The organism is Marinomonas algarum, from assembly GCF_020532605.1.
Taxonomy (GTDB): Bacteria; Pseudomonadota; Gammaproteobacteria; order Pseudomonadales; family Marinomonadaceae; genus Marinomonas; species Marinomonas algarum.
Genome location: NZ_JAJATW010000006.1, coordinates 105589 through 130291, shown reverse-complemented (window position 1 = coordinate 130291; position 24703 = coordinate 105589). Strand labels below are relative to the sequence as shown.

At 46.0% G+C, this 24703-nt stretch carries 21 protein-coding genes and 1 tRNA gene; 13 read left to right on the top strand and 9 right to left on the bottom strand.

The window, feature by feature from the left end; translation table 11 throughout:
* The first annotated feature begins 27 nt into the window (after positions 1-27).
* The 3 genes from rsgA to asd all read left to right on the top strand — a co-directional run bounded on the left by rsgA (position 28) and on the right by asd (position 3669).
* Complete coding sequence (gene rsgA / locus LG368_RS05690; RefSeq protein WP_226753770.1) at positions 28-1065, top strand: small ribosomal subunit biogenesis GTPase RsgA; 1038 nt, start codon at positions 28-30, stop codon at positions 1063-1065.
* Between the two features lie 230 nt (positions 1066-1295).
* The gene (locus LG368_RS05685) at positions 1296-2774 is read left to right on the top strand and encodes an HDOD domain-containing protein (RefSeq protein ID WP_226753769.1); all 1479 of its coding nucleotides are present in this window, start codon (positions 1296-1298) and stop codon (positions 2772-2774) included.
* Between the two features lie 37 nt (positions 2775-2811).
* Complete coding sequence (gene asd / locus LG368_RS05680; protein WP_226753768.1) at positions 2812-3669, top strand: archaetidylserine decarboxylase; 858 nt, start codon at positions 2812-2814, stop codon at positions 3667-3669.
* Positions 3670-3764: 95 nt separating this feature from the next.
* On the opposite strand, the gene secF is transcribed toward asd, so the two are convergent.
* The 5 genes from secF to queA all read right to left on the bottom strand — a co-directional run bounded on the left by secF (position 3765) and on the right by queA (position 9262).
* On the bottom strand, positions 3765-4679 hold the full coding sequence (gene secF, locus LG368_RS05675; RefSeq protein WP_226753767.1) for a protein translocase subunit SecF: 915 nt from the start codon (positions 4677-4679) through the stop codon (positions 3765-3767).
* A 9-nt stretch (positions 4680-4688) separates the two neighbouring features.
* Positions 4689-6542, bottom strand: a complete 1854-nt coding sequence (gene secD / locus LG368_RS05670) for a protein translocase subunit SecD (protein WP_226753766.1) — start codon at positions 6540-6542, stop codon at positions 4689-4691.
* Between the two features lie 89 nt (positions 6543-6631).
* Positions 6632-6958 carry a preprotein translocase subunit YajC gene (gene yajC, locus LG368_RS05665; RefSeq protein ID WP_226753765.1) on the bottom strand — a complete coding sequence of 109 codons (327 nt, stop codon included), beginning with the start codon at positions 6956-6958 and terminating at the stop codon, positions 6632-6634.
* A 91-nt stretch (positions 6959-7049) separates the two neighbouring features.
* A complete protein-coding gene (gene tgt / locus LG368_RS05660; protein WP_226753810.1) occupies positions 7050-8168 on the bottom strand; it encodes a tRNA guanosine(34) transglycosylase Tgt in 1119 nt (372 codons plus the stop codon).
* A 32-nt stretch (positions 8169-8200) separates the two neighbouring features.
* Positions 8201-9262: a tRNA preQ1(34) S-adenosylmethionine ribosyltransferase-isomerase QueA gene (gene queA, locus LG368_RS05655; protein ID WP_226753764.1), complete on the bottom strand. Its 1062-nt coding sequence runs from the start codon at positions 9260-9262 to the stop codon at positions 8201-8203.
* A 155-nt stretch (positions 9263-9417) separates the two neighbouring features.
* Here queA and LG368_RS05650 point away from each other — a divergent pair.
* Positions 9418-9502 (top strand) — tRNA-Leu (locus tag LG368_RS05650).
* Between the two features lie 180 nt (positions 9503-9682).
* On the top strand, positions 9683-9859 hold the full coding sequence (locus LG368_RS05645; RefSeq protein WP_226753763.1) for a DUF2986 domain-containing protein: 177 nt from the start codon (positions 9683-9685) through the stop codon (positions 9857-9859).
* Positions 9860-9915: 56 nt separating this feature from the next.
* On the opposite strand, the gene pssA is transcribed toward LG368_RS05645, so the two are convergent.
* Together pssA and LG368_RS05635 are read right to left on the bottom strand one after the other, a co-directional pair.
* Complete coding sequence (gene pssA / locus LG368_RS05640) at positions 9916-11253, bottom strand: CDP-diacylglycerol--serine O-phosphatidyltransferase (RefSeq protein ID WP_226753762.1); 1338 nt, start codon at positions 11251-11253, stop codon at positions 9916-9918.
* A 174-nt stretch (positions 11254-11427) separates the two neighbouring features.
* Entirely contained in the window at positions 11428-12726 is a 1299-nt protein-coding gene (locus LG368_RS05635) for a M18 family aminopeptidase (protein WP_226753761.1), read from the bottom strand.
* A gap of 124 nt (positions 12727-12850) precedes the next feature.
* Here LG368_RS05635 and LG368_RS05630 point away from each other — a divergent pair, with 124 nt between their 5' ends.
* The 5 genes from LG368_RS05630 (at position 12851) to LG368_RS05610 (ending at position 18199) form a co-directional block, all read left to right on the top strand.
* Positions 12851-14899: a carboxy terminal-processing peptidase gene (locus LG368_RS05630; RefSeq protein ID WP_226753760.1), complete on the top strand. Its 2049-nt coding sequence runs from the start codon at positions 12851-12853 to the stop codon at positions 14897-14899.
* A 76-nt stretch (positions 14900-14975) separates the two neighbouring features.
* Positions 14976-15266 carry a LexA regulated protein gene (gene ybfE, locus LG368_RS05625; RefSeq protein ID WP_226753759.1) on the top strand — a complete coding sequence of 97 codons (291 nt, stop codon included), beginning with the start codon at positions 14976-14978 and terminating at the stop codon, positions 15264-15266.
* Between the two features lie 70 nt (positions 15267-15336).
* On the top strand, positions 15337-15915 hold the full coding sequence (locus LG368_RS05620) for a thymidine kinase (RefSeq protein WP_226753758.1): 579 nt from the start codon (positions 15337-15339) through the stop codon (positions 15913-15915).
* Between the two features lie 2 nt (positions 15916-15917).
* Complete coding sequence (locus tag LG368_RS05615; protein ID WP_226753757.1) at positions 15918-16814, top strand: recombination-associated protein RdgC; 897 nt, start codon at positions 15918-15920, stop codon at positions 16812-16814.
* Between the two features lie 218 nt (positions 16815-17032).
* Positions 17033-18199, top strand: a complete 1167-nt coding sequence (locus LG368_RS05610) for a cation diffusion facilitator family transporter (RefSeq protein WP_226753756.1) — start codon at positions 17033-17035, stop codon at positions 18197-18199.
* A gap of 39 nt (positions 18200-18238) precedes the next feature.
* On the opposite strand, the gene LG368_RS05605 is transcribed toward LG368_RS05610, so the two are convergent.
* On the bottom strand, positions 18239-19540 hold the full coding sequence (locus LG368_RS05605) for a DNA recombination protein RmuC (RefSeq protein ID WP_226753755.1): 1302 nt from the start codon (positions 19538-19540) through the stop codon (positions 18239-18241).
* 61 nt (positions 19541-19601) lie between these two features.
* Here LG368_RS05605 and LG368_RS05600 point away from each other — a divergent pair, with 61 nt between their 5' ends.
* Genes LG368_RS05600 through LG368_RS05590 form a run of 3 tightly spaced genes read left to right on the top strand, consistent with a single transcriptional unit; the run spans position 19602 to position 23673 of the window.
* On the top strand, positions 19602-20219 hold the full coding sequence (locus LG368_RS05600) for a YigZ family protein (protein ID WP_226753754.1): 618 nt from the start codon (positions 19602-19604) through the stop codon (positions 20217-20219).
* Positions 20177-23047, top strand: a complete 2871-nt coding sequence (gene rapA, locus LG368_RS05595) for an RNA polymerase-associated protein RapA (protein WP_338086303.1) — start codon at positions 20177-20179, stop codon at positions 23045-23047. Before LG368_RS05600 ends, rapA begins: the two co-directional genes overlap by 43 nt.
* Positions 23048-23049: 2 nt before the next feature.
* A complete protein-coding gene (locus tag LG368_RS05590) occupies positions 23050-23673 on the top strand; it encodes an RluA family pseudouridine synthase (RefSeq protein WP_226753752.1) in 624 nt (207 codons plus the stop codon).
* Here LG368_RS05590 and LG368_RS05585 read toward each other — a convergent pair.
* Complete coding sequence (locus LG368_RS05585) at positions 23630-24658, bottom strand: histone deacetylase family protein (protein ID WP_226753751.1); 1029 nt, start codon at positions 24656-24658, stop codon at positions 23630-23632. The two genes, LG368_RS05590 and LG368_RS05585, sit on opposite strands and share 44 nt — an antisense overlap.
* Positions 24659-24703: the final 45 nt, after the last annotated feature.

Genomic DNA, 24703 nt, shown 5'->3' with positions numbered 1-24703 from the left:
GCATTATAATATGATCAGACGAGCAGAATGTCGAAGCGAAAACTTACTAAACAGCAAACATGGCGAATTGAACGTATTCACAAAGAACGCGTTGAACGTACACAAAAGCGCGGTGACCTAGCAGAAGAGCTTCTGCAGTCCTCAGATCTTGGACCAGAAACCGAAGGCATTATCATTTCGCATTTTGGCACCCAAGTTGAGGTAGAAGGCACTCAAGCCCCTCATATCGGTTCGTCAACTCGCTGTAACTTACGCGCCAACCTTGGCCAGTTAGTGACAGGCGACAAAGTGGTCTGGCGCCCCAAACAAAATGAAGGCGGGGTTGTCGTTGCAACCACCCCAAGACACACCTCACTGTCGCGCCCAGACATGCACGGTCGACTTAAACCTGTTGCTGCTAACATTGATCATATAGTGGTTGTTATCGCAGCAGAACCCGTGGCTCATGCCAACTTAATTGACCGTTATCTTGTTGCGGCAGAAACCGTGGGAATCCCTCCGGTCATTCTATTAAACAAATGCGATTTAATTGATGAAAAGAACAAAACAGACCTTGATGCTCTTTTAAAAACCTACGAAGACCTTGGTTACCCCATCATTAGAACCTCCATCAAGCACCAAGCTGGCATGGAATCTCTTTATGACTTTTTACAGGACAAAACCAGTGTATTTGTTGGCCAGTCCGGCGTGGGTAAATCCTCTTTAATCGGCACCCTGCTCCCCAACATTGACATTAGCGTTGGCGAACTGTCGCAAAAGCGTAAAAAAGGCGTGCATACCACAACAACGGCCCGTCTTTTTCACATGCCGAAGGGCGGCGATCTGATTGATTCACCTGGCATTCGTGAATTTGGCTTGTGGCACATCTCCGAAGACGAGCTGTTAAATGGTTTTATCGAGTTTCGTCCACACATTGGTTATTGTCGATTTCGTGATTGCGCCCACGAAAAAGAGCCAGGGTGCGCCATTTTAGAAGCACTGGACAAAGGAGAAATCACTGAGCATCGTTTTCAAAGCTTTCTTAGAATCAAACACTCTATTCGAGAAAATCAAGCGTTTAACTGATTTCTTCGGTGATGCAAATGACATCACTTTTGTCATATTAACCATCTATAACGGGAGAGGTAAGCAGCGTCCTATAACGGGAAAGGTAAGCGACGTAATATTACCCTAAGCACGCAACCATAAGCGTGTAGGCGCTTGGGTAAATTTACAGTATGATAAAAGTTTAATATACATGATTAGATATCGCTCTATCGGCCAGTCAACTACTAACGAGCTAAATACAACCCATTATGAAAGAGACTTTCCCAAATAGCCTCAATAAATGGCTGCTGTTCTTAAAAGATAAAAAGCTCCCCGTTAAAGACGCACATCTTACACGCCTTAAAAAGCAGATTAAAAATGCCGATGCGCTGGACAAAATGCAAGACAACATCGTCTCTGAACCCATGCTGTCTTTCGCCATTCTCAATGAAGCAAGTCGCATGATTGCCAATAAAAACAATGACATTACCAGCCCAGTTCATGCTGCTGCCATTGTCGGTATTAACGGCCTTACCCGCCTACTACCAAATTTTTCGTCTTATCACCTTAATCCAGCCTTGCCCTCACCACATCTCACGGCATTTCTCAGCGAAGTACAAACCAGCTACGAAGCCGCCTGTATTGCCAAACGCTGGGCAACACAAAAACGATTAGGCAACACAGACGGTCTTTTTTGGATAACGCTTTATAAAGACGTGGCAAGATGGTTACTTTGGCTTTACGCCTATCCGATAATGATAGAGATCGACCAACGAGTGAAACAAGGCGAACGGGCAAGCGACGTTGAACGTCGCCTACTCGGTTGTCGAATCGATGAAATAACCACTCACCTCTTTATGCTTTGGAACACACCACACAAAATTATCGAGGCATTTTTAACAAAAAATGTACCTAATGCGAATGAACTGCAAGCGCTTGCTCATCTCGCCCATGAACCAACAAGCTTACCAAATGATACAGACGATAAGCGCCTAATTTTCCTAATAAACAATCCCCTTATACTGTCTTACTGCGCCAACAAGGTCGCTCATGAAGCGCATTTAATGCGCTGGGATTCAAAGCATCTCCCCTTTTTCTACCGAGTCGTTGCGGCTTCTACTCACTGTTTGCCCGTTGATGTGATTCAACTCACTCATAAAGCCGCCACCGATGCCGCTCATTTATACAACGTCGGCGGAAAAGCCCCGTTAGCGCAGCAACTGCTTGATCCTGAACTGTATAAATCATTGACGCCAACGTCTCCGAAAAAACCGGACGATTGCCCAATAACATCACTCAAAAGGCGACTTGGCAAACATGACCTATACGACACCAAACAAAAAGCCCATTTGGCCCTTTCAGCACTGAAAAAAAGTCTGTCTAACGCTCAGCACTGTATTTTATTTGCGCTAAAGAAAAACCAGGTATCTCCTTTATTTCAACTCGGCTATGAAACAAAGGCATTAAAAAGCATCAAGTGGAATGCACCTTCAAGTGCATTTGCAAAACTGTCAAAAAAACCCGCCGCAGCGCACTTTTTCGGCGCAAAGCTAAACAAGGTTTTGAAAGAACTCCCTCATACAGCCGACCAATTGATCGATAAAAACAGTCATTTGGTGTTATTGTCTACCCCCATGTCAGAAAATGAAATGTTGTTGTTTTGGCTAGAGACGAATGAGACGTTTAATCAAGAGGATTACAAGAAACTGAAGAAAATTGCCTCTATCATTCGCTATGATGCAACATAAACAGAAAAATTTACTTATTTGAACTAGGATAAAGAACGTGACGAAAGACCAACTTTTTGCCTTTGCACAACATATCACACCTCAAAAAACACTATCTCGCACTTTGGGCAGAGTCGCAGAGTGCAAAAACACTTGGGTGAAAAACACATTCATCAGTCAATTCGTTAAAAAGTACCAAGTGAATATGTCAGAAGCCGTCAACAGCGACCCTAAGTCGTACAAAAACTTCAATGACTTTTTTACTCGCGCAATTCGACCTGAATTGCGTCCTATTTGCGACAAATCAGACGGCATTGCGTGCCCCGCAGACGGTGCTATTAGCCAACTGGGCGACATTGAATACGGCACTCTACTCCAAGCAAAGGGCCACACTTACAGTTTAACCAGTTTACTTGGCGGCGATGCCGCTTTGTCCAGCCAATTCCTTGGTGGCTCCTTTGCAACCGTTTATCTGTCGCCGAAAGATTACCATCGTGTACACATGCCTTTAACGGGCAAACTGACTAAAATGATCCACGTTCCCGGAAAGCTTTTTTCTGTTAACAAGGTAACGGCAGAGCAAATTCCTAATGTCTTTGCCCGTAATGAACGCACCGTTTGCTTATTTGAGACAGAAGCGGGTCCAATGGCCGTCATCTTAGTCGGAGCCATGATCGTTGCCAGTATAGAAACCGTTTGGGCAGGACAAGTCACACCATTCAATAAAAATGTCGTAACATGGGATTATGAAGAACTACACGACATCACGCTTAAAAAAGGTGAAGAGATGGGACGATTCAAACTCGGCTCAACCGCCATTGTTTTATTTGGGAAAGGCGCGGTTGAATGGGAAGATGCGCTTGAAGCAGAAACACCAACTAAAATGGGCATGCACTTCGGTAAGATCATTTCGTAAGCCCCATTCATAGGCATTACCAACGATAAAATTTAATAAAAAAGCCTGCACAGCAGGCTTTTTTATTGACTAGAACAATCGATCACCAAAGAATATTATGGAAGATCGTCTTCTAGCTCTTCTTTCGGTGGCGGAATCAAATCTTCCCGCTTAACATCCAATGCTAACAGCAAATTGGCTGCGACAAAGATAGACGAGTAAGTACCAATCACAATACCCACCAGCAAAGCCATAGAGAAATTATGTATCGCCTCCCCGCCTGCGACAAACAAGACGATAAGTACAAACAAAGTCGTTAATGACGTAATCAAAGTTCGACCCAGTGTCTGGTTGATCGACTCATTCACCAAATCATAAGGCGTGGTATCACGCATAATACGAAAATTCTCACGGATTCGGTCACAGACAACAATGGTGTCATTTAAGGAGTAACCTACCACAGCCAACAATGCCGCCAAGACAGTTAAGTCAAACTCAACATCAAACAATGAAAAGAAACCTAGGGTTATGATCACGTCGTGCGCTAACGCTGCGACAGACGCCACAGAGAACTTGAACTGGAAACGCACAGCCACATAGATCATCACGATGGCCAAGGCCAATAACATGCCTAAGCCGCCCTGCTCACGTAGCTCCTCACCGACTTGCGCACCCACAAACTCAGAACGCTGAAGGGAAACACTGATCTCACCGTTGCTTTGTAAGGTCGACAGCACCTCATCACCCAAAGTGGGTGTGAATGCGTTTGCCATACGAACAACCACATCGGTGGGTGAGCCAAAGTTCTGCACAACCACGTCATCGTAACCATTCTCAGCCAGCAAACCACGAATATCATCCAGTTTTGGCGCTTCTTGGTAATTCACCTCAACTAAGGTACCACCCGTAAAGTCCAAACCGAACTGAAGCCCTTTTGTCGCCAAAGAACCAATAGAGATCAAGATTAGCGTCAGAGAAAACACAGCAACGATCTTTCGCATTGCCATAAATGGAATTTGTGTCACTTTCATGGCGCTCTCCTAAATGTACAATTTCTTATTTTTACGACCACCATACACAAGATTCACTTGTGCACGCGTCACGACAATTGCCGTAAACATGGACGTTAAAATACCCAACGACAAGGTCACCGCAAAGCCTTTAACGGGCCCTGTACCTACCGCAAACAAGATGACGGCCACCAGCAATGTGGTGATATTGGCATCGAAAATCGTTGTAAAGGCGCGATTAAAGCCTGAGTGAATCGCCTGTTGACTTGGCGTACCATTCGCAAGCTCTTCTTTGATCCTTGAGAAAATCAGCACGTTCGCATCCACCGCCATCCCCATAGTCAACACGATCCCAGCAATACCTGGCAAGGTTAAGGTCGCCGACAACAAAGACATAAAGGCCATCAACAAAATAATGTTCAGAGCCAAAGAAACGTTGGCGAAAATACCAAACACCTTGTAGTAGACCAACATAAACAGCATGACCACTAACAAGCCGATCTGAGCGGAACCCACACCTAACTTGATATTTTCAGCACCCAAACTCGGCCCTATTGTACGCTCTTCGACAAAATAAATGGGTGCTGCCAAAGCGCCAGCACGAAGCAGTAGAGCCAACTCAGACGACTCACGAGGGCTATCTAAACCAGTAATACGGAAAGAATTACCTAGGGTTGTTTGGATTGTCGCAAGTGAAATAATGCCTTTTTCGCTGTAGCTACGACGCACTTCTTCGAGAGAACCGTCTTCTTGCTCAACAAAACGGCTGCGTGACTTGTGCTCAATAAACACCACTGCCATATTACGACCAACCGCAGCACGCGTCACTTTACTCATCTGCTTACCGCCTTTGGCGTCTAAGCTGATGTTAACTTGAGGACGACCATTTTCATCAAACGAAGAACTGGCATCCGATACACTGTCACCTGTGATGATGATATCTCGCTCTAGCTGAGCAGAGCGACCACTGCCATCACGAAATGTCAGCGTTTCCAAATCACTGCCCGTCGTATCGAGACCGGCCTCTAAATGAAATTCAAGGTTCGCTGTGGCGCCGATAATACGCTTTGCCGCTGCGGTATCTTGCACACCAGGCAACTCCACCACAATGCGATTACTTCCTTGACGTTGCACCAAAGGCTCAGCCACACCCAGCTCGTTAACTCGATTACGCAGGGTTGTTAGGTTTTGTTGCAGAGCATAAGATTCAATTTCTGCTTTTGACGCTTCTGTAAAACTCACGTCTAAGAAGTAATCTGTATCAACTTGTCGAGTCGCAAAGCGGTATTCAGAGAATTCATCAGTAAGCAAATTTTCGGCCAGGTCTAAATCAGACTGCTGCAAAAAGCGAATTGATAAAATCCCTTCTGCAATATCCACACTGCGGTAACGAATACGATCTGAACGTAATGCCGCCTTCATCTCACTGGAGGTCACTTCAAGGCGCTGCTTAAGTGCAGCCGGCGTGTCAACTTCTAATAGGAAGTGTACACCGCCCCGTAAATCCAGACCCAATTTTGCAGGACCCGCACCCAAAGAAGACAACCATTCTGGCGTCGTAGGCACCAAATTCAGAGCCGTTACATAATCTTCACCCAACGCAGCGGCCACCACAGGTTTCGCTGCCAACTGGTCCTCACCGCTATTGAAGCGTAAGGTACCACCCGCAGAGGTCAACTCTGCTTCTTTTAAATCGATATTTGCTTGAGAGAGTGCTGTTCGAGCTTTTTCTAGTGCACGCTCGTCAACTGTCGCAGTGGATTTCTGCGTTGATAATTGTAGTGCTGGATCATCCGGATAAAGATTTGGGAAGGCGTAAAGTAGCCCCAAAGCCAAAACAAGAAGAATTAGCAAATACTTCCACAAGGGGTACTTGTTAAGCATGAAAAATCCTTTGAACCTGTATAATTAAATGGGTCGAAAAGCAGAAAAGCGCTCTTAATACATCATCAAAGAGCGCCTTTCCAAGAACATTAGATGGACTTCAATGTTCCTTTCGGCAATACAGCCGCAACAGAAGATTTTTGGAATTTCATTTCAACACCTTCTGATACTTCTAAAACAACGTAGTTGTCGTCAACTCTTGATACTTTACCCAACACACCACCACCTGTTACCACTTCAGCGCCTTTCGCCAAAGAAGCAATCAAGTTTTTATGTTCTTTTGTACGCTTTGCTTGTGGGCGCCACATAAGGAAGTAAAAAATAACCACAAAGCCTGCAAGCAATACTAGGTTAAAAATACCGGCATCAGCCGGTGCGCCGGCTTCGGCATAAGCGGGTGAGATCAATGAGATCATGTTGTTAACTCTCCAATGGTTTATGAAACGATTTCCCACTCTTTATAAGACAATCAGCCAAACAATAAAGAGTGGGAGGTAATTTTGTTTATTAATCACTCAAGACGGGGGTTGTCAGACCACGCTTTGCATAAAATTCATCAACAAAGGCGTCAAATCTACCTTCATCGAGTGCTTTACGCAATCCTGCCATGAGCGTTTGGTAATAACGTAGATTGTGAATAGTATTCAACTGCGCACCCACCATTTCTTGACACTTATCTAAATGATGTAGATAAGACCGAGAAAAGTTTTTACAAGTGTAGCAATCACATTCTTTATCCAATGGCCCTGTATCATGACGGTATTGCGCATTACGGATACGCACAATGCCATCAGACGTGAATAAATGACCATTTCGAGCATTCCGTGTTGGCATAACACAATCGAACATATCAACCCCACGACGCACGCCTTCCACAAGATCTTCAGGCTTGCCTACTCCCATTAAATAGCGGGGTTTATCCTTTGGCATCTTAGGCGTCGTATGATCTAGGACCTTGATCATTTCCTCTTTTGGCTCACCCACCGACAAGCCACCAATGGCGTAACCATCAAAACCAATATCGACTAAGCCTTCAAGAGATTCATCACGCAAGCTTTCATACATGCTTCCTTGGATAATCCCAAACAGCGCCGACGGACTGTCACCATGCTCGTCTTTAGAACGCTTCGCCCAACGTAAACTCATACGCATGGATTTGGCTGCAACATCCGCCGTAGCCGGATAAGGCGTACATTCATCGAAAATCATGACAATGTCAGAACCCAGATCACGTTGCACTTGCATTGAAATTTCAGGGCTTAAGAAGACCTTTGAGCCGTTGATAGGTGAACGGAAGCTCACACCCTCTTCCGTGATTTTGCGCATTTCACCCAAGGAAAAAACCTGAAAGCCACCGGAATCGGTCAGAATTGGCTTTTTCCACTGAGTAAAATCATGAAGGTCACCATGGGCTTTGATCACCTCTGTGCCAGGTCTCAGCCAAAGATGAAACGTATTACCAAGAATAATATCCGCACCGATTTCTTCAATATCTTTGGTTAGCATCCCCTTAACCGTGCCATAGGTGCCGACAGGCATAAACGCTGGTGTTTCCACTTTACCTCGGGGGAACGTCAAGGTGGCGCGGCGCGCTTTCCCTGACGTAGTGTGCAATTCAAAATCCATAAAACATTCTGGACGTTTCTCAGACATTCGTCTTAATCCTCACTCTGCGGGCCGGTCGCCTGCGCATTTCGTGTAATAAACATGGCATCGCCATAACTAAAAAATCGGTACTTCTCTTCAACGGCGACTTTATACGCTTGCATCACATGATCATAACCTGCAAAAGCACTGATCAGCATAATCAACGTCGATTCCGGCAAATGGAAGTTCGTCACCAAGGCATCAACCGTTTTAAATGAGTAACCTGGGTAAATAAAGATACTGGTGTCATCTTGCATAGGAGCAATCTCACCGCTTTGACTCGCTGACTCTAGGCTTCGCACACTGGTGGTACCTACGGCAATGACTCGTCCACCCCTTGCCTTTGTTGCTTTTACTTGGTCAACAACGGCCTGTTCAACCTCAACGTATTCCGCATGCATGATATGGTCTTGTACATTTTCAACCTTCATGGGTTGAAATGTCCCAGCCCCAACGTGCAACGTAACAAAAGCCGTTTCTACGCCTTTTGCCTTTAATTTCTCCAACAGGGCATCATCAAAGTGCAAACCCGCCGTGGGTGCGGCGACTGCGCCCGGCTTTTGATTGTAAACCGTTTGGTAACGCTCTTGGTCGCTGTCTTCATCAGGCCTTTCGATGTAAGGCGGCAATGGCATATGACCAACACGTGTTAAAACGTCCAGTACAGGCTCTTTAAAGACCAAATGGAACAAAGCACCGGAACGCCCCACCATGGTCGCTTCTATTTGCTCGCCTTTGTCTGTTCCTAAAAAAAGCTGAGTATTTTCTTTTGGCGACTTACTGGCACGAACATGCGCTAAAGCCTCATTTGTATTAATGACACGCTCAACCAATATTTCAACTTTACCACCGGACTCTTTCTGGCCAAAAACACGAGCAGCAATGACTCGCGTATTGTTGAACACCATTAAATCACCAGGCTGAACAAGATCCAAAATCTCAGGAAAATGACGATGAACAAGATGACCACTTGGGCCATCAAGGTGAAGCAAACGACTTGCCGTTCGATCAGGGGTAGGATAATGGGCAATTAAAGAATCGGGCAAATCGAAATGATAATCTGAAACGAGCATGGAAAACACTACCTAGAAAAACAGAGCGCTATTCTAACGAACATCCTTGAAAAAAGGTACTTTCTCAAACCCTTCGGTCAAAAAGATAAAAATATTTCCCGATAAGCATTGACTAAAATTACAAATACCCTAAGATACGCAACACCTTTTTCAAGGCCAGTGTGGTGGAATTGGTAGACACGACGGATTCAAAATCCGTTGCCGAAAGGCGTGGCGGTTCGAGTCCGCCTACTGGTACCATTTAGATGAAGCCCTAACTATTTACTTAGTTAGGGCTTTTTTGCTTCTGAGCTTTAAATCCTTCTTGACTCAGCAAAATTGGCCTCTTTATTAGCTAAACCATGAAAAGCGGGTTTACCTCCCATTGTTAAATGAATAACCTACTATCAATCAATAACAGAACCCCCTAGGAAAGTAGCAATGAACCGTCGTAAAAAGATAAAAGATATTCTGACGAAGAAAAACAAACAGGCAAACCTAAAGGCCAACCCTAAAAAAGCCAAACCTAAATATATTTCAAAAGCAGACAGAGCCAAGATGGAAACGGAAGAAAGCCTATCAGACACCTCTGATGTGAATGTGGAAATAACAGAATAAACAAAGACACAAGGCTTTCGTACCGCTTTCTTAGTAACGTTCTGCAAAGCAAAACGTTATAAAATCCTTTTCAGTAATCTGTCTGCTCGTGTACGAATCACTTTTTTCAGCAAGCGCTGTATCGCTGGCGGATAATCCGCCATGACATCGAATTCGTCAGCAGATAAGATCTTTCGCGTATGGCGATAAATCACATCGTATTCCGCTAAGAACTTTTCAGACAAGCACCCCTTTGGATCATCAATTAAAAGACCATTCTCCAAGTCTAAAGACCACGCCCTTGGGTTAATATTATTCCCCGTCAGCATCATAAAACGTCGGTCAGCCCAAATACCTTTTAAATGAAAACTGTTTGAATCATGTTGCCATAAGTGTATCGACAAAGCCCCATTGGCGATATAAGACTGATTCACCTGCGCGAATTTTCTCAAGTTCATCTCATAGAGATAAGGCAAACCACCAATGGCTTTAAAAGGCTGATCTACGGGTATGTAAAAATCACTGGCGGTTTTGTCTCCGACAATAAGATGCACTTCAACCCCCCGCTTCATGGCGCGCTTAATTTCACGCAGCACCACTTTAGGTAAGTTAAAATACGGCGTACATAAAATCAGCTCTTGCTTGGCTTCTTTTAAAAGCCGCACAATACCCTGATTTAACGCGTTACCCCGCTTCCCAACCCCAACCAAGGGCGTTAGCGCGACTTGCCCTTCTTGTGCCTGTTCCTTTTTTAAACAATAACTCGAACGCGCCAAATCGGCACGAAACGCCTTGATCAAGGGTTTAATTTCTTTCGTAGTCGGCAGATCCCCCACAGAAAGATCGATTACCGCTGGGCTCTGAACCAGGTTCACGTCAATGAAGTCAACCATGCTGTTTGCTAAGGCCACATGGTCAATAAGGTGGTAACGGTCAAATCGATACCGCTCTTGAAAATGCAAGTAGACGTTGTTCATGCTGGCCCCCGTATAAATGACGGTATCGTCGATCACGGACCCCTTTAAATGCAACACCCCAAACACCTCACGATTGCGGACTGGCACGCCATACACAGGTACCTTGTGCTCATATTTTTCTGCAAACGCTTGGTAAAAAGCCGCATTGCCCTTACCTTTTTGTCCACCAATTAAACCACGCTGAGCGCGGTGCCAGTCAACGCAGATCACCACATCCAAATCGGGGCGACGCTGCTTTGCCTCATAAACAGCGGTCAAAACTTCTCTACCCGCCTCATCATCTTCTAAATACAGAGCAACCAAATAAATTCTCGACACGGCATTTTGAATAGACTTTAGCAGTGCTGAATGATATTCCTTGGGGGAATGCAAAACATGGAACGAGTCTGCGTTAATCGCAAACGAAGGTGCGGAATCAAATAAAGATCGAATGGGCATGATAAGAAAAGGCTACCTTATTTTAAACTAACGATCGACTGTAACAAATTTGCCACTCTTTTCCTAAAAAAGAATGACTTAGAGCCAATATTCGTCGGCCAGCGCTGACAATAAAGACCCCGTAAAACAGTGTTTTACGGGGTCTTAGGTAAACAAAGCCGAACGCTCTATTGATCAACGAGAAATCAAATGATCTCTTTGTGTGAACCTCGCTAACACTTTATAGAGGCCAAAGGCGTCTTTACTCCCCGCCAGCTCACGAATAGAGTGCATCCCAAAGGTTGGTAAGCCAATATCAATGGTGGGTACGCCAATTTCACCCGACGTAATAGGACCGATCGTACTGCCACACCCCATATCGCTTCTTACGACAAAACACTGCACATCGTAATTTTCTTCCCCCGCGATATCACGGTAAACACCGGCTGTTTCACTGTTGGTGGCATAACGCTGATTGGCATTAACCTTGATGACGGCGCCTTTATTAATGCCTGGAGCATGAAGTTTATCGTGCTTATGGGCGTAATTTGGATGAAGCGCATGGGCATTATCCGCCGAAATCAGCATAGAGCGCTGCATTGCCTGAACATACTGCTCTTGATTTGGCGTGAGTCGACGCAATACATCCTCTAAGAAAGGACCGTTCGCGCCACACGCAGACAAACTGCCAATTTCTTCATGGTCAGTACAAATCAGCAGACTCGGACGCTGATTATTTGAATCCAACAACGCTTGTAGGCCAACATAGCAACTTAACAAATTATCCAGTCGCGCGGAGCAAATATACTCTTCGTGAAGCCCTACGAGAGTAGCAGACTGTGTACCGTAAAGACTGAGCTCAAAGCTCAACACAGAGTCAACCTCTAAGTCACTGTGCTCTTTGTTGAGTTGAGAAATCAGTAAAGTATGTAGATCAAATTCGTTTTCTGCTCCACATAAAATAGGCAAAATCTCTTCTTGAGGGTTGACTGAAAACCCTTCATTCGCCTGTCGATTTAAGTGAATCGCTAAATTAGGTACCACCGCAATCGGTGCTTTAAAATCAATCAGACGGCTAACAACATCCCCAGACTGTGTCTTCAATGTGACACGACCCGCGATGGATAAATCTCGGTCCAACCAGGTGTGAAGCAACACGCCACCGTAGACTTCGACGCCCAACTGATGGAAACCAAAACGGTCAACCTGTGCATTGGGCTTAAGCTTTAAACACGGACTGTCTGTGTGTGCCCCTATCATCCGCCAGCCGGTTTGATGAACATTTAATTGTGGCGAAGTGAAAGCAATAATGGAGGACTCATTGCGAGTCACGAAATACTTTCCGCCTTCTTCAATGGACCAAGTATCTCGCTCAGACAACTCAACAAAACCCGCGTCAAATAAAGCACAACGCATGGTATCGGTTGCATGAAAAGGGGTTGGGGACGCGTTTAAAAACGACAACAACTCCTCGTTAAAACTGGAAATATTCATAATGTCCTTATCAGCACAATGCTGTAAAAAAGTGACTTTTTAACACTTTGGCTGGTCTTACTGCCCAGTGTCTAATATGATTTTGGCAATGACGTATTTAATAGACTGAGAGAGCCCACACAGGATGAACTATAAACGCCTTTTACTTTGCCTTTTAACTGGCTATACCTTCGCCTCCACCTCAGCGCTGGCTTACCAAGATCTACAGCCACCGCACGAATACGACAAGGTGTCTAAAGAACTTGTTGAGATGCTGGAAGGCATTCATTATAACAAGCCGACTATTGATGATGCCATCTCAGCGCAAGCCTTTGATTACTACATCGACGCACTTGACCCAAGCAAAAGCTTTTTCTTACAAAGCGATATTAATCAGTTATCGCAATACCGCAATCAATTTGATGATGCCCTGAGAAAAGGCGACACACAAGTTGCTTACACCATCTACAATCTCTATTTAAAACGCTTAGAAAATCGGCTTACTTCTTTGCAAGAGAACTTGCCAGAGATGGTAGCAAATTTCAATTACGACCTCGATGAAACGCTCACTATTGACCCAGAAAACCTAAAATGGGCGACAACAGACGCAGAGCTTGATGACTATTGGCGTAAGCGTCTAAAAAATCGCGCACTGACATTGAAAATGAATGGTGAGAGCCAAGAAGAAATCATTTCCGTTCTTGAACGCCGCTACAAAAACCAACTTAAACGGGTTGATCAAACCAACGCTGTCGACGTATACCAGACATTTGCCAACGCCATTACCGCTGCCATTGATCCACACACCAGCTACTTCGCCCCTCGTGCATCAGAAACCTTTAACATCAACATGAGTCTTTCTCTAGAAGGCATCGGCGCTGTTCTGCAAATGGAAGACGATTATACTAAGATCGTTCGCCTTGTTCCGGGTGGCCCTGCCGAGACACAAACAGACATCGCGCCAAACGATCGCATCATAGCAGTGGGTCAAGAAGGCGAGCCCATGGTGGACGTGGTCGGCATGAGACTGGATGACGTGGTGGATATGATTCGTGGCGAACGCGACACCACCGTTACCCTTGAGATCACCCCAAGTAAAGGCGATACCCAAACCAGCAAACACGTAGAAATCGTGCGCAAAAAAGTCAAACTGGAAGATCAATCGGCGCAAAAGGAAATCGTTGAAATAGAACGAGATGGTGAAACTTTTAAAGTGGGCGTTATCAGCTTGCCCACCTTTTACTCTGATTTTGCCGCCATTCAAGCGGGCGACAAAGACTACAAAAGCTCCACTCGTGATACGAAAAAACTCATCGAAGAACTCCGTAAAGAAGACATCTCCGCGCTTATTCTTGATCTAAGAAACAATGGCGGCGGCTCATTGCAAGAAGCAAACGCCCTGGCGGGTTTATTTATTCCTTCTGGTCCAACGGTGCAAATTCGTGATCAAGGCGGTCGCGTAACGCCGCTGGGAGACTCAGACACCTCCATCACCTACAGCGGCCCCATGGCCGTGCTTGTGAATCGCATGAGTGCCTCTGCCTCTGAAATCGTCGCGGGTGCATTACAAGATTATGGTCGCGCCTTAATTTTGGGCGATCAGACCTTTGGCAAAGGCACTGTCCAAGTATTACAAGAAATGGATAAGGGACAACTGAAAGTCACCCAAGCCAAATTTTATCGCATTTCTGGCGAAAGCACCCAACACAAAGGCGTGATGCCAGACATCATGTTTCCTTCTCTTATTGATAAAGACACCATCGGCGAAAGCGCTCTGGATAACCCCTTACCTTGGGATAAAATTCATGAAACACGCTACCCTGTCTATTGGAACATGCCAGCCTACTTGCCAATTCTAACGCCACGCCATGAAGCGCGCATGGCAGAAGACGCAAACTTTGTTGCCATTAACGAACAGATTGCAGACTTTAAGCAGCAAGCAGAAACCTACAAAACACTGTCGCTGAAAGAAAGCACACGTCTTCAGCAACAAGAAGACAATAAAGCCAAAGAACTGTTAAGAGAAAACACTCGACGTCAAGCGCTGGGGCTTGAGACGCTTGAATCGGTGGATGATATTGAAGCAATTGAAGAAGACACTTACGCCAAAGAAGCGTCTGAAATTCTTCTTGATTTCATTGCCACCAATCAAATGGCGCAACAACAAAACGAGAAAAAAACAGCGCAGAACTAATCCTATTCTCAATCGTAACGCCCAGTCTCAGTGGACTGGGCGTCTCCTCTCAACCTAACATGAAACGAATAACACCATGGCTAAAGCGTCATCCGACCGTAATACCATTGATCTTTTTGGCAAGTCCCCAGGGCGACCTCGCACCCAACCACTGACTCGAAAAGACCAGCTAAAAATCAACAAAAGAGCACAGCGTCAAAAAGAAAAAGCTCAAGGACTGAAGCGCCTAGAACTGATCATAGAACAAGAGCTCGTTGAAAAGCTCGATCTACTGTGTGAGCAAAGTGGCTTAAAACGAGCGGAGTGGATTAGCCAACAAATCAACAAAAGCCTCAGTAGCACCAAAGCACCGCGAGCAAAAAAATAGACTCAATCCTCATATCGGTTTGCTATACTAGCTGACCCATTTATTTTGCAAGCGACCAAACAGACGTCTTATGGCCAAACTGTATTTTTATTATTCGGCAATGAACGCAGGAAAGTCCACTGTCCTTCTGCAATCGGCGCATAATTATCAAGAACGTGGCATGCGCGTCTTATTATTAACCGCCTCAATTGATGACCGTTTTGAGGCAGGGCAAATCGCTTCGCGCATTGGCATTTCGGCTGAGGCCAGTCTCTTTGATAAACAAACCGACCTTTTAACCTTGGTTAAGGGCGACAACCAGCCTCAAAAACTCAGTTGTATCCTAATTGACGAAGCGCAGTTTCTCACCAAACAACAAGTTTACGATCTGTCTGAGGTAGTGGATAAACTGGGTATTCCTGTGCTGGCGTTTGGCATACGCACGGACTTTCAAGGTGAACTGTTTGAGGGAAGCCAAGCACTGCTTGCTTGGTCAGATAAACTCATTGAACTGAAAACCGTCTGCCATTGTGGTAGCAAAGCCACCATGGTCATTCGACTTAATGAACAGGGTGTGCCGGTCAAAGAAGGCGCACAAGTAGAAATAGGCGGCAATGACAGATATTTATCTGTTTGTCGAACACACTTTAAAGAAGCGGTAAGAGAGTAACTATGTGGTTCAAAAACGCACAAATTTTCCAATTAAAAGACACCGAATCACTTGATACAAATGAGCTCATTGATAAGATTCCAAGTTTTCCGTTAAAAGAATGTGGCTCACAAGAAGAATTTTCATTTGGCTGGTTGCCTCTTATTCGCAACAGCGAACAATGGACACTGGCCAGCGATCAGTGCTTGTTATTTCGTGCCGGCAAAGAAGAAAAAGTCCTCCCCTCCGCCGTGGTGCGTGAGGAGTTAGAAGCCAAGGTCGCAGAAATTGAATTGGTTGAAGGCCGTAAGGTGGGTCGTAAAGAAAAAGCCGATATGAAAGACGAATTGGTTTTCACGCTGCGCCCAAAGGCCTTTTCAAAACGTACAGACATCTGGGCGTATATTGATCTAAAAGCAAAAATACTGGTTCTTAATAGCACCAACGCAAGCATGACCGAGCAATTGTTTAAGCATTTGCAAACCACATTGGGAAGCTTCCCAATGACGCCATTACAAGCGCAGGTTGCTCCATCATCCGTGATGACAGAATGGTTAATGAAAAATGCGGTGCCAGCGAGCTTAGAAACAGGCGCCGAATGTGAAATTCAAGACGCCTCAGAAGACAAGGCGACGATTCGCTTCAAAGCACTTGAACCGCTTTCTGAAGACGTCACTCGCCATCTTGAACAAGGCATGGCGGTTAAGAACCTTGCCCTACGCTGGACAGACAAGCTGAGCTTTGTTTTGCATGACGACTTAACACTGCGCAAAATAAAAATAGACGACGCCCTAAAAGAAACGGCCTTTAACGATTCTCAAGGTGGCGGTCTGTCAGATATGGACGCAAACTTCTCTCTAATGTCATTAACACTGCGTGAGTTTTTTCAATCTTACTGCCTGTGGTTTGAAATTCAATAACCTCTAACACAGACTCACTTTTCTAGGCTTTTCCACAGATATCGTGGATAAGCTTGGGGAGAACATTGGCTAAGCCAGACAACAAGCACTTCTTACGAAAACACACAAAACTTGCACGAATAAACGAACGCAGGCAGATTCCATTATTTAAAAATGAGCCGTACTATTTGTTTACTCGTATTCTCTTGTAAATAATTTCCACAGACAGGTTTCTCCCCATGACAAAGCAACAACAAGAGCAAGACATCGCCGTAAGAGTGACCCTAGTAGGTGCATTTTGGGATGGCGTCCTTGGGCTGGCAAAAATAGTCGCCGGGTATTTTTCGCAATCCCAAGCCTTAATTGCAGATGGGATTCATTCTTTATCCGATCTAGTCACGGATGTTTTTGTGTATTTTGCATCGGCCAACTCCCGAAAAGGCCCAGATGAAAACCACCCTTACGGTCACTTGCGCTTTGAAACCCTAACGACGGTTTTTCTTGGCATGGTGCTTATGATAGTGGCCATTGGCATTGCCTACGACTCCTTAACCGCGACCACGTCCGCTGTACAATTTACTTGGTACGGTACCGCCGCTTTATTGGTTACGATTGGCGTAAAAGAAGCGATCTTTCACTACACCAAACGCGCAGGCGATCAAATCAATAGCAAGATGCTGGTCGCCAATGCCTGGCACAGTCGCAGCGATGCACTGTCTTCTATTGCGGTACTGGTGGGCCTTGTGGGTGTGTACTTTGGCTACGGCTGGGCAGACACGGTTGCTTCGGTTGTGGTGGCGCTGTTGATTGGTAAAATGGCCATTAGCATGGTGTGGGAAAATTTGGCCGAGCTTGTTGACACCGCCCCAGATCCAAAGCTAATTGAACAAATTAAAGAGACCGCCAACAGCCTAAAACACGTTATGGCGCCCCATGATGTGCGTGCACGCTCAATGGCTGGGAAAGTCTACCTGGATATGCACATCCACGTGCCAAGTCATGCCAGTGTGAGCGAAGGTCATTACTTGGGTGACCTGGTTGCCTACACCATTAAAAAAGCCCATCCGCAGGTGGAAGATGTTATGGTCCACGTGGATACCGATGATACCGTACAAACTGAAAGTTTTATCCACTCATCGGGCAGACCACCTCACCTTCAGTTACCTGCACGCTATCAAGTCATGGCCGATTTAGGCTTTCTACTGCGTCAACACACCAAGTATGTCGACATACCTAATACGCGATTGCACTACTTGAATAACCGATTAGAAATCGAAGTGGTCGCCAACAGTAAAGCAGTGCCTGACGGTGCAAATCTCAATAAATTAACCGCAGGCATTTTGTTTGATTTACAGAATACCGCCTATATCAGTAAAGCCAGTGTGCTCTGGCTATTTGCCGACTGAGTAGAATCGATTAACGATCCCCCAAGGCAAAGCATCGCTTTAATCGTCTGCAGTTTTGTCATCAAGATACGCTGCAGGCAATACTTTACTGGTTTTTGCGCCCATTATTTTCAGCTTCTCTGCTCTTGATACAAGATTACCCCGTCCTGATGTAAGTTTTTTCAATGCCCCATCGTGCGTACGGGTGACTGCCTCTAGTTTTGTGCCGATGTCGTCCATATCTTGGACAAAGCCTGAAAACTTATCGTACATAGCACCCGCCTGACGAGCAATCTCAATGGCATTTTGACTCTGCTTTTCGTTACGCCAAATATTTTGAATGGTGCGCAACGTCGCTAACAGGTTTGAAGGGCCCACAATGATAATATTATGCTCAAACGCTTCACTGAACAGACCGTTATCCCCTTGCAACGCCAGGCCAAAAGCCGCTTCAATAGGAATAAATAAGAGCACAAAATCTAGCGATGTAACCCCAGGTAGATCATGATAGGACTTCGCACTCAGCTCTTTCATGTGTCGACGCACCGCATCTAGGTGTTGTTTCAACGCACGGTTTCGATCCTCGTCTGTTTCTGCTTCCATGTAAGCAAGATAGCTGATCAAGACCATTTTAGAATCAACAATAATTTGCTTACCCTCAGGTAAATGTATCACCACATCCGGTTGCAAACGACGCCCTTCTTCGGTCTGATAGGAAGCCTGTGTTTGATATTCGCGCCCTTTCTCCAAACCCGAACGCTCTAAAATACGCTCTAGAATCACTTCCCCCCAACCGCCTTGCAGCTTGTTTTGTCCTTTTAGGGCATGAGTCAAACTCACGGCGTCGTCACTGATCTTTTGGTTGAGTTGCTGCAGTCCTTTAATTTCTTTCACCAAAGAAAACCGCTCGCGCGCCTCTTCTTGGTAACTTTTTTCCACACTTTCTTGAAACTTTTGAATCTGAGACCCCAACGGCGTGAGCAAGGAGCCCAATTGACGCTCATTCTCTTTGGCCAATTGTTGTCCTTGATGACTCATAATGTCATGGGCCAGCTGTTTAAACTCTGTTTCATTCTGCTTCTTTTGCTCACGATAAAAGGCTTCTTTTTCTTGCCAGACACTTTGTGACGCAGCAAACTGCTGCTCCAACGTGAGGGATTCTTTTTCCAAATAATGTATGTGATCTTTCGATTGTTGCAAAAGACGCTGCAACGCCTCATTTTGTTGCTGGCTTTTTGCTTCTGCATGGTGCCACTGCCGACGCATAGCCTGTACAATGGCAACAGCAATACCGGAGGCCAAGACGGCTCCAACAAAAAAGCCCGATAACGCCCAAATGGACTGCGAGAGCCAATCAGTCATAGTGACAACCTGCTATGTTTAAACGTAAACAATCATTGTTAAATTAGGCGCATGAGTTTACATGGATTACTACCTAAGCCCAACACACACACAACGCTTTGATCTTGAAATTAAGAACAGTCAATTCATCACGCATGTTTGTCGCACAAAAGGTCGTGATGCGGCAAAGGCGTTTATTGAAGAAATGCGTCAGCGTTACCCAGATGCCAATCATAACTGTTGGGCGTTTGTTGCAGGCGTGCCCAATAACGCCCATTTGTGGGACCAAAGTGACGACGGTGAACCTAAGGGGACGGCAGGTAAACCCATGCTCAATGTGTTGCAACATTCTGATTTTGGCGAAACCACCGTTGTCGTCACGCGCTTTTTTGGGGGTATTAAACTGGGGGCTGGCGGCCTTGTAAGAGCGTACAGTCAGGCGGTACAAGAAGCCCTATCCCATACTGAATACGAAAATATTTACCCACGTTGCCCCGTTCAGCTAAAAATAACCTACCCTTTATTAGGTAAGGTAGAATATTGGCTAGAACAGAGCGACATAGAAATCACCAATAAAACGTTCAGTGACAGCATTATTCTTGACCTTGCTGTCATCGAACGCACTTGGCCTGAGCAAAAAATCGCCTTAGTCGATTTATGCCAAGGCAGCTTAACTTTAATCGAACCGGACAACGCATAACTATGTATCAAACTGGACAAAGATGGAGTAGCCGCAACGAGCCTGATCTCGGCGTCGGCATGATAGTAGACAAACAAAATAAGTCTTTCACCCTGCACTTCCCTGACGCAGAATCTGACCGTCAATACTCAAATGACCAGACCAGTCTTGTCCGACGCACTCTCACCGTCGGCGATCAGTTGCATTACCAAGACGAAACCTTCACGGTATTGGAAGTCGAAGACGTTAATGACTTAATCGAATACCGCATTAGCGAAGACGATGATTGGTTAGAAGAGTCGCTTATCCAATTTCCGCGTAATGACAAAAACGAACTGGATTCACTGCTGGCGTTGTCGCCTGCACGTCGTATGTGGTTTGATCTACGTCGCCACACTCTTGAACACCAAGCAGAAAACGCAGCGTCAGAAGTACGCGGGCTTATGGGTTTAAAGGCCGAACTTCTACCACACCAAATTTACCTAGCACACGATATTGCCAATCGCCCAAAGGCACGGGCTCTTTTGTGCGACGAAGTAGGAATGGGGAAAACCCTCGAAGCTGGGCTGATTTTGCACCAACGCCTACTCAACGGCCTGTGTAAACGTGCGCTTATCTTGACGCCAACCAATCTACAACACCAATGGCTGGTCGAAATGCTACGTCGCTTCCACCAGCCTTTTGCACTTATCAATGATGCGGTCTACGCGGATTACATGGAAGGTGACGACAACCCGTTTGAGCAACAACCCTTTGTTATCGCTCCTATTGATTGGGCAAGCCAGCACCCTAACGCCACACAACATATGCTTGAGGCCGAGTGGGACATGATCATTGTCGACGAGGCTCACCACCTTGCCTGGCACCCAGACACGCCCAGCATCAGCTACCAAGTGGTTGCACGTTTGGCCGCGCAAACGGAGTCTTTGCTGCTACTCAGCGCCACCCCCGAACAAACAGGCGAACGCGAGCACTTTTCTCGCTTACAACTGATTGATGCCGACCATTACCACGACTTTGAACACTATCAGGTGCAACAAAACACCTTTAAACAAGCCGCTGAGCTGGCGGAAGCCCTGTTGCCTTTCACTCAAGAAAACCATCCGGCGAATGCGTTAGACTGGCAAAATCTATTCAGCGAGTATTTAAGCGAAGTCAATGCAAAAGAATGGTTCCAAACCCTAACAACACAACAAGGCGACGCCGTGTCTGACGCGGCAAAAGAGGCCATTAGCTGGCTAATCGATCGCCATGGCACTGGCCGCGAGATGTTCCGTAACACTCGTGCAGCTGTTGGCGGCTTCCCAGAGCGCTTTGTTCATACTTACCCACTTGAAAATAACGAGTTTTTTGAATCCGCTAATCGCCATGTGCAACCTGAAACAGAGGTCGCCGATGGTTTATGGGAAAAAGACCCTCGTTGGAGCTGGTTAAAAGAGTTCCTTGAGTGCCAAGCGGATAAAGTCTTAGTCATTTGTCACACTGCCGACATGGCTCAATGGCTTAACGACCAATTGACATTTGCCGGCTTCCAAAGCGCCGATTTCCATGAACAAATGCCACTGATCCATCGGGATCGTGCAGCCGCCTACTTTGCGGATGAAGATGGCGCACAAATCTTGGTGTGTTCTGAGATTGGCAGTGAAGGTCGAAACTTCCAGTTTAGCCATCATATTGTCATGTATGACTTGCCTGAACACCCTGATTTACTTGAACAGCGTATTGGTCGACTCGATCGCTTAGGGCAATTAAACGATGTACAAATTCATGTGCCTTATATCAAGCAGAGCGTGCAAGAACGTCTGTTTCACTGGTACCACCATGCTTTAAATGCGTTTTGTCGTACCACTGGGTCAGGCGATAAAGTCGAAGAAGCCTTTGGCGACAGCCTGCATGCGTATTTAACCGGACAAGATGACGACACAGACTTATTGGCGGAAGCATTCGCTTACCATGAAGCCCTGTTAAAACAGATGGAAGAAGGTCGTAACCGCTTATTAGAAATGAGTTCATGCCGACCCGAACAGGCCCGTGCGCTCATCGATCAAATTAACAATCAAGCGACGAAAGGGCTGCACCATTACATTGAACAAGTGACCCATGCGTTCAATATTTACGCCGACTGCATCAACGATGACCCTGATCAAGCCGCTTGGTTTTTGCGACCTTCGACTGACATGATGCTCGAAGCACTGCCTGGCATCGATGAAGATGGCAAAATGTTGATGTTAGACCGTCGCCAGGCTAGCCAGCGTGAAAATGTGGCCTTTGCCACATGGGAACACCCGCTGATCACCATGCTCATGGACGAAGTACAAGGGTTTGACTCCGGCAAACTAACCTCGGCTATTTTACCGATTGGTGCCCTTCCTGAAGGGACGGTTCTGGTTGAAAGTATGTTTGTCATTGAGGCCACCGCGCATCCACGCTTAAAGCTTGCCCAATCCCTGCCTATGACCCCCATGTGGCAATTGTCTGACTCAAATGGCAAATTTCTCCACCAGCAGTTTACGGCAGATAAGTGGGCGGAAAAACTCAAAGGCGTGCCTAACCGTGTCGCCGAGCAATGGGTTGCAGCATTACGTAAAAACCTTATTGAGGTATTGCAATCCCACCAGCTTAACGCGCAAGATCAGGCTCGTCCCATTGTTCATGCCGCGAAAACCGCGTATCAACACCGTTGTCAAAACGAAATTGAACGTTTAGTTGAGCTAAAAGCCTTTAATAACACCATTCGTGACGAAGACATTGAGTTACTCGAAACCAACATGCAGGAGGGTTTAACTCGTATCGATGAGCATCAAATTCGTCTCGATGCCATTCGTATTATCTTAACCACTAAGCCTTAACCATGCTCAGTCTAGAGATCCTTTACGAAGATGATTGGTTTGCCGTCATCAACAAGCCCGCTAACTGCTTATCTGTCCCCGGTAGGGGGGCAGATAAGTTAGATTCGATTTTACATCGTGCCGAATGCCAATTTGGTGAGGCCTTTGTGATTCACCGCTTAGACGAAGCGACATCGGGTTTGATCTTGGTGGCGAAAACCCATGAATGCCAGAAACGCATGTACGCCAATTTCCGAGATCGGCAGGTAACAAAGGAGTATCGCGCTTTGGTTCGTGGTCGGCTGTTAGGAGCCCGCGGAGAAGTTCGTAAACCTTTGCGTTGTGACTGGCCAAACCGGCCGAGACAAATCGTCTGCACTGATGAGTGGAGCAAAGACTCTGTAACATTATGGGAGCCCATTGCTTATGAAGGCAACCATACCCGCGTGCGACTCGTCCCTTTTACTGGACGCTCCCATCAATTGCGCGTTCATATGCAGAGTTTAGGGCATGGCATTGTCGGCGATGAGTTTTATGACAGTCAATTTACGGATGAGCCTCGTTTGTTATTGCATGCTTACCGACTGGAATTTCAACACCCTTTTACAAAAGCTTGGGTGGCTTTTGTGGCGCCTTGCCCGTTTTAGGCCCCCTATTCTGACCACCAACGACGTTTGACCAAACCTGATGCGCAGCTTGATGAAGCAAGCTGTGTCGCCACGCCACGTTTTCTTCTTGTCTATCGTAACCACCACCAATCACACACGCTGTTGGCAACCCGAGCGCAAGACATGTTTCGATGACATACTTATCCCGAGCCAACACGCCCGCATCGGTCAAATTCACATAACCAAGCCGATCATCACGATGGACATCCACACCCGCATCGTAAAAAATAAAATCCGCTTGATGCTCGGCTAATAAAGACGGCAAGGTATCGTGTATAATAGCCAAATATTCGTCGTCCGCTGCCCCTTTTGGAATGGCGATATTTATCCCACCTGCCTGTTTAATAGCTGGATAATTCTCTTCACAATGCCAAGAAATAGGAATAATGTCTTTTCGATCTTGGAAAAAAGCCACCGTTCCATCTCCTTGGTGCACATCGCAATCCAAAATAAGGACTTTCTTCGCTTTTCCGGAATTCACCAGCGCCAACGCCGCAACGGCTAAATCATTGAAAATACAAAACCCCGCGCCATAACCGGGCCCTGCATGATGGGTACCACCCGCCAGATGACAGGCCAAGCCATGAGTCAATGCCAAGTCACTGGTCAAAATGGTACCCGATACTGCACGTAACGTTCGCTCAACCAACCATTCAGACCAAGGCAAGCCAATATTTTTTTCTTCTTGTTGAGTCAGCTGACCACGAATGAAACGTCGCACGTATTCTTTATCATGAGCTGCCATCAGAGTGGTCAATGAAAGTGGCGAAGGTGAATAGGTGTTCTCTGGCGTCAATATCCCAAGTTCGGACAACGTTTTTGCCAACAGACCAAATTTTCTCATAGGAAAGCGGTGGCCCGCAGGAAAAGGGATACTGTAGTGATCGTGATACACTAGGGGCAATAAGTGTGGAGCAGAATTGGCCACTGGGTTTGAGTCAACGGGGGTTAAATTATTTCGCATACTGTCTTCCCATACAGATAATCCACGGATATACACCTAATCATG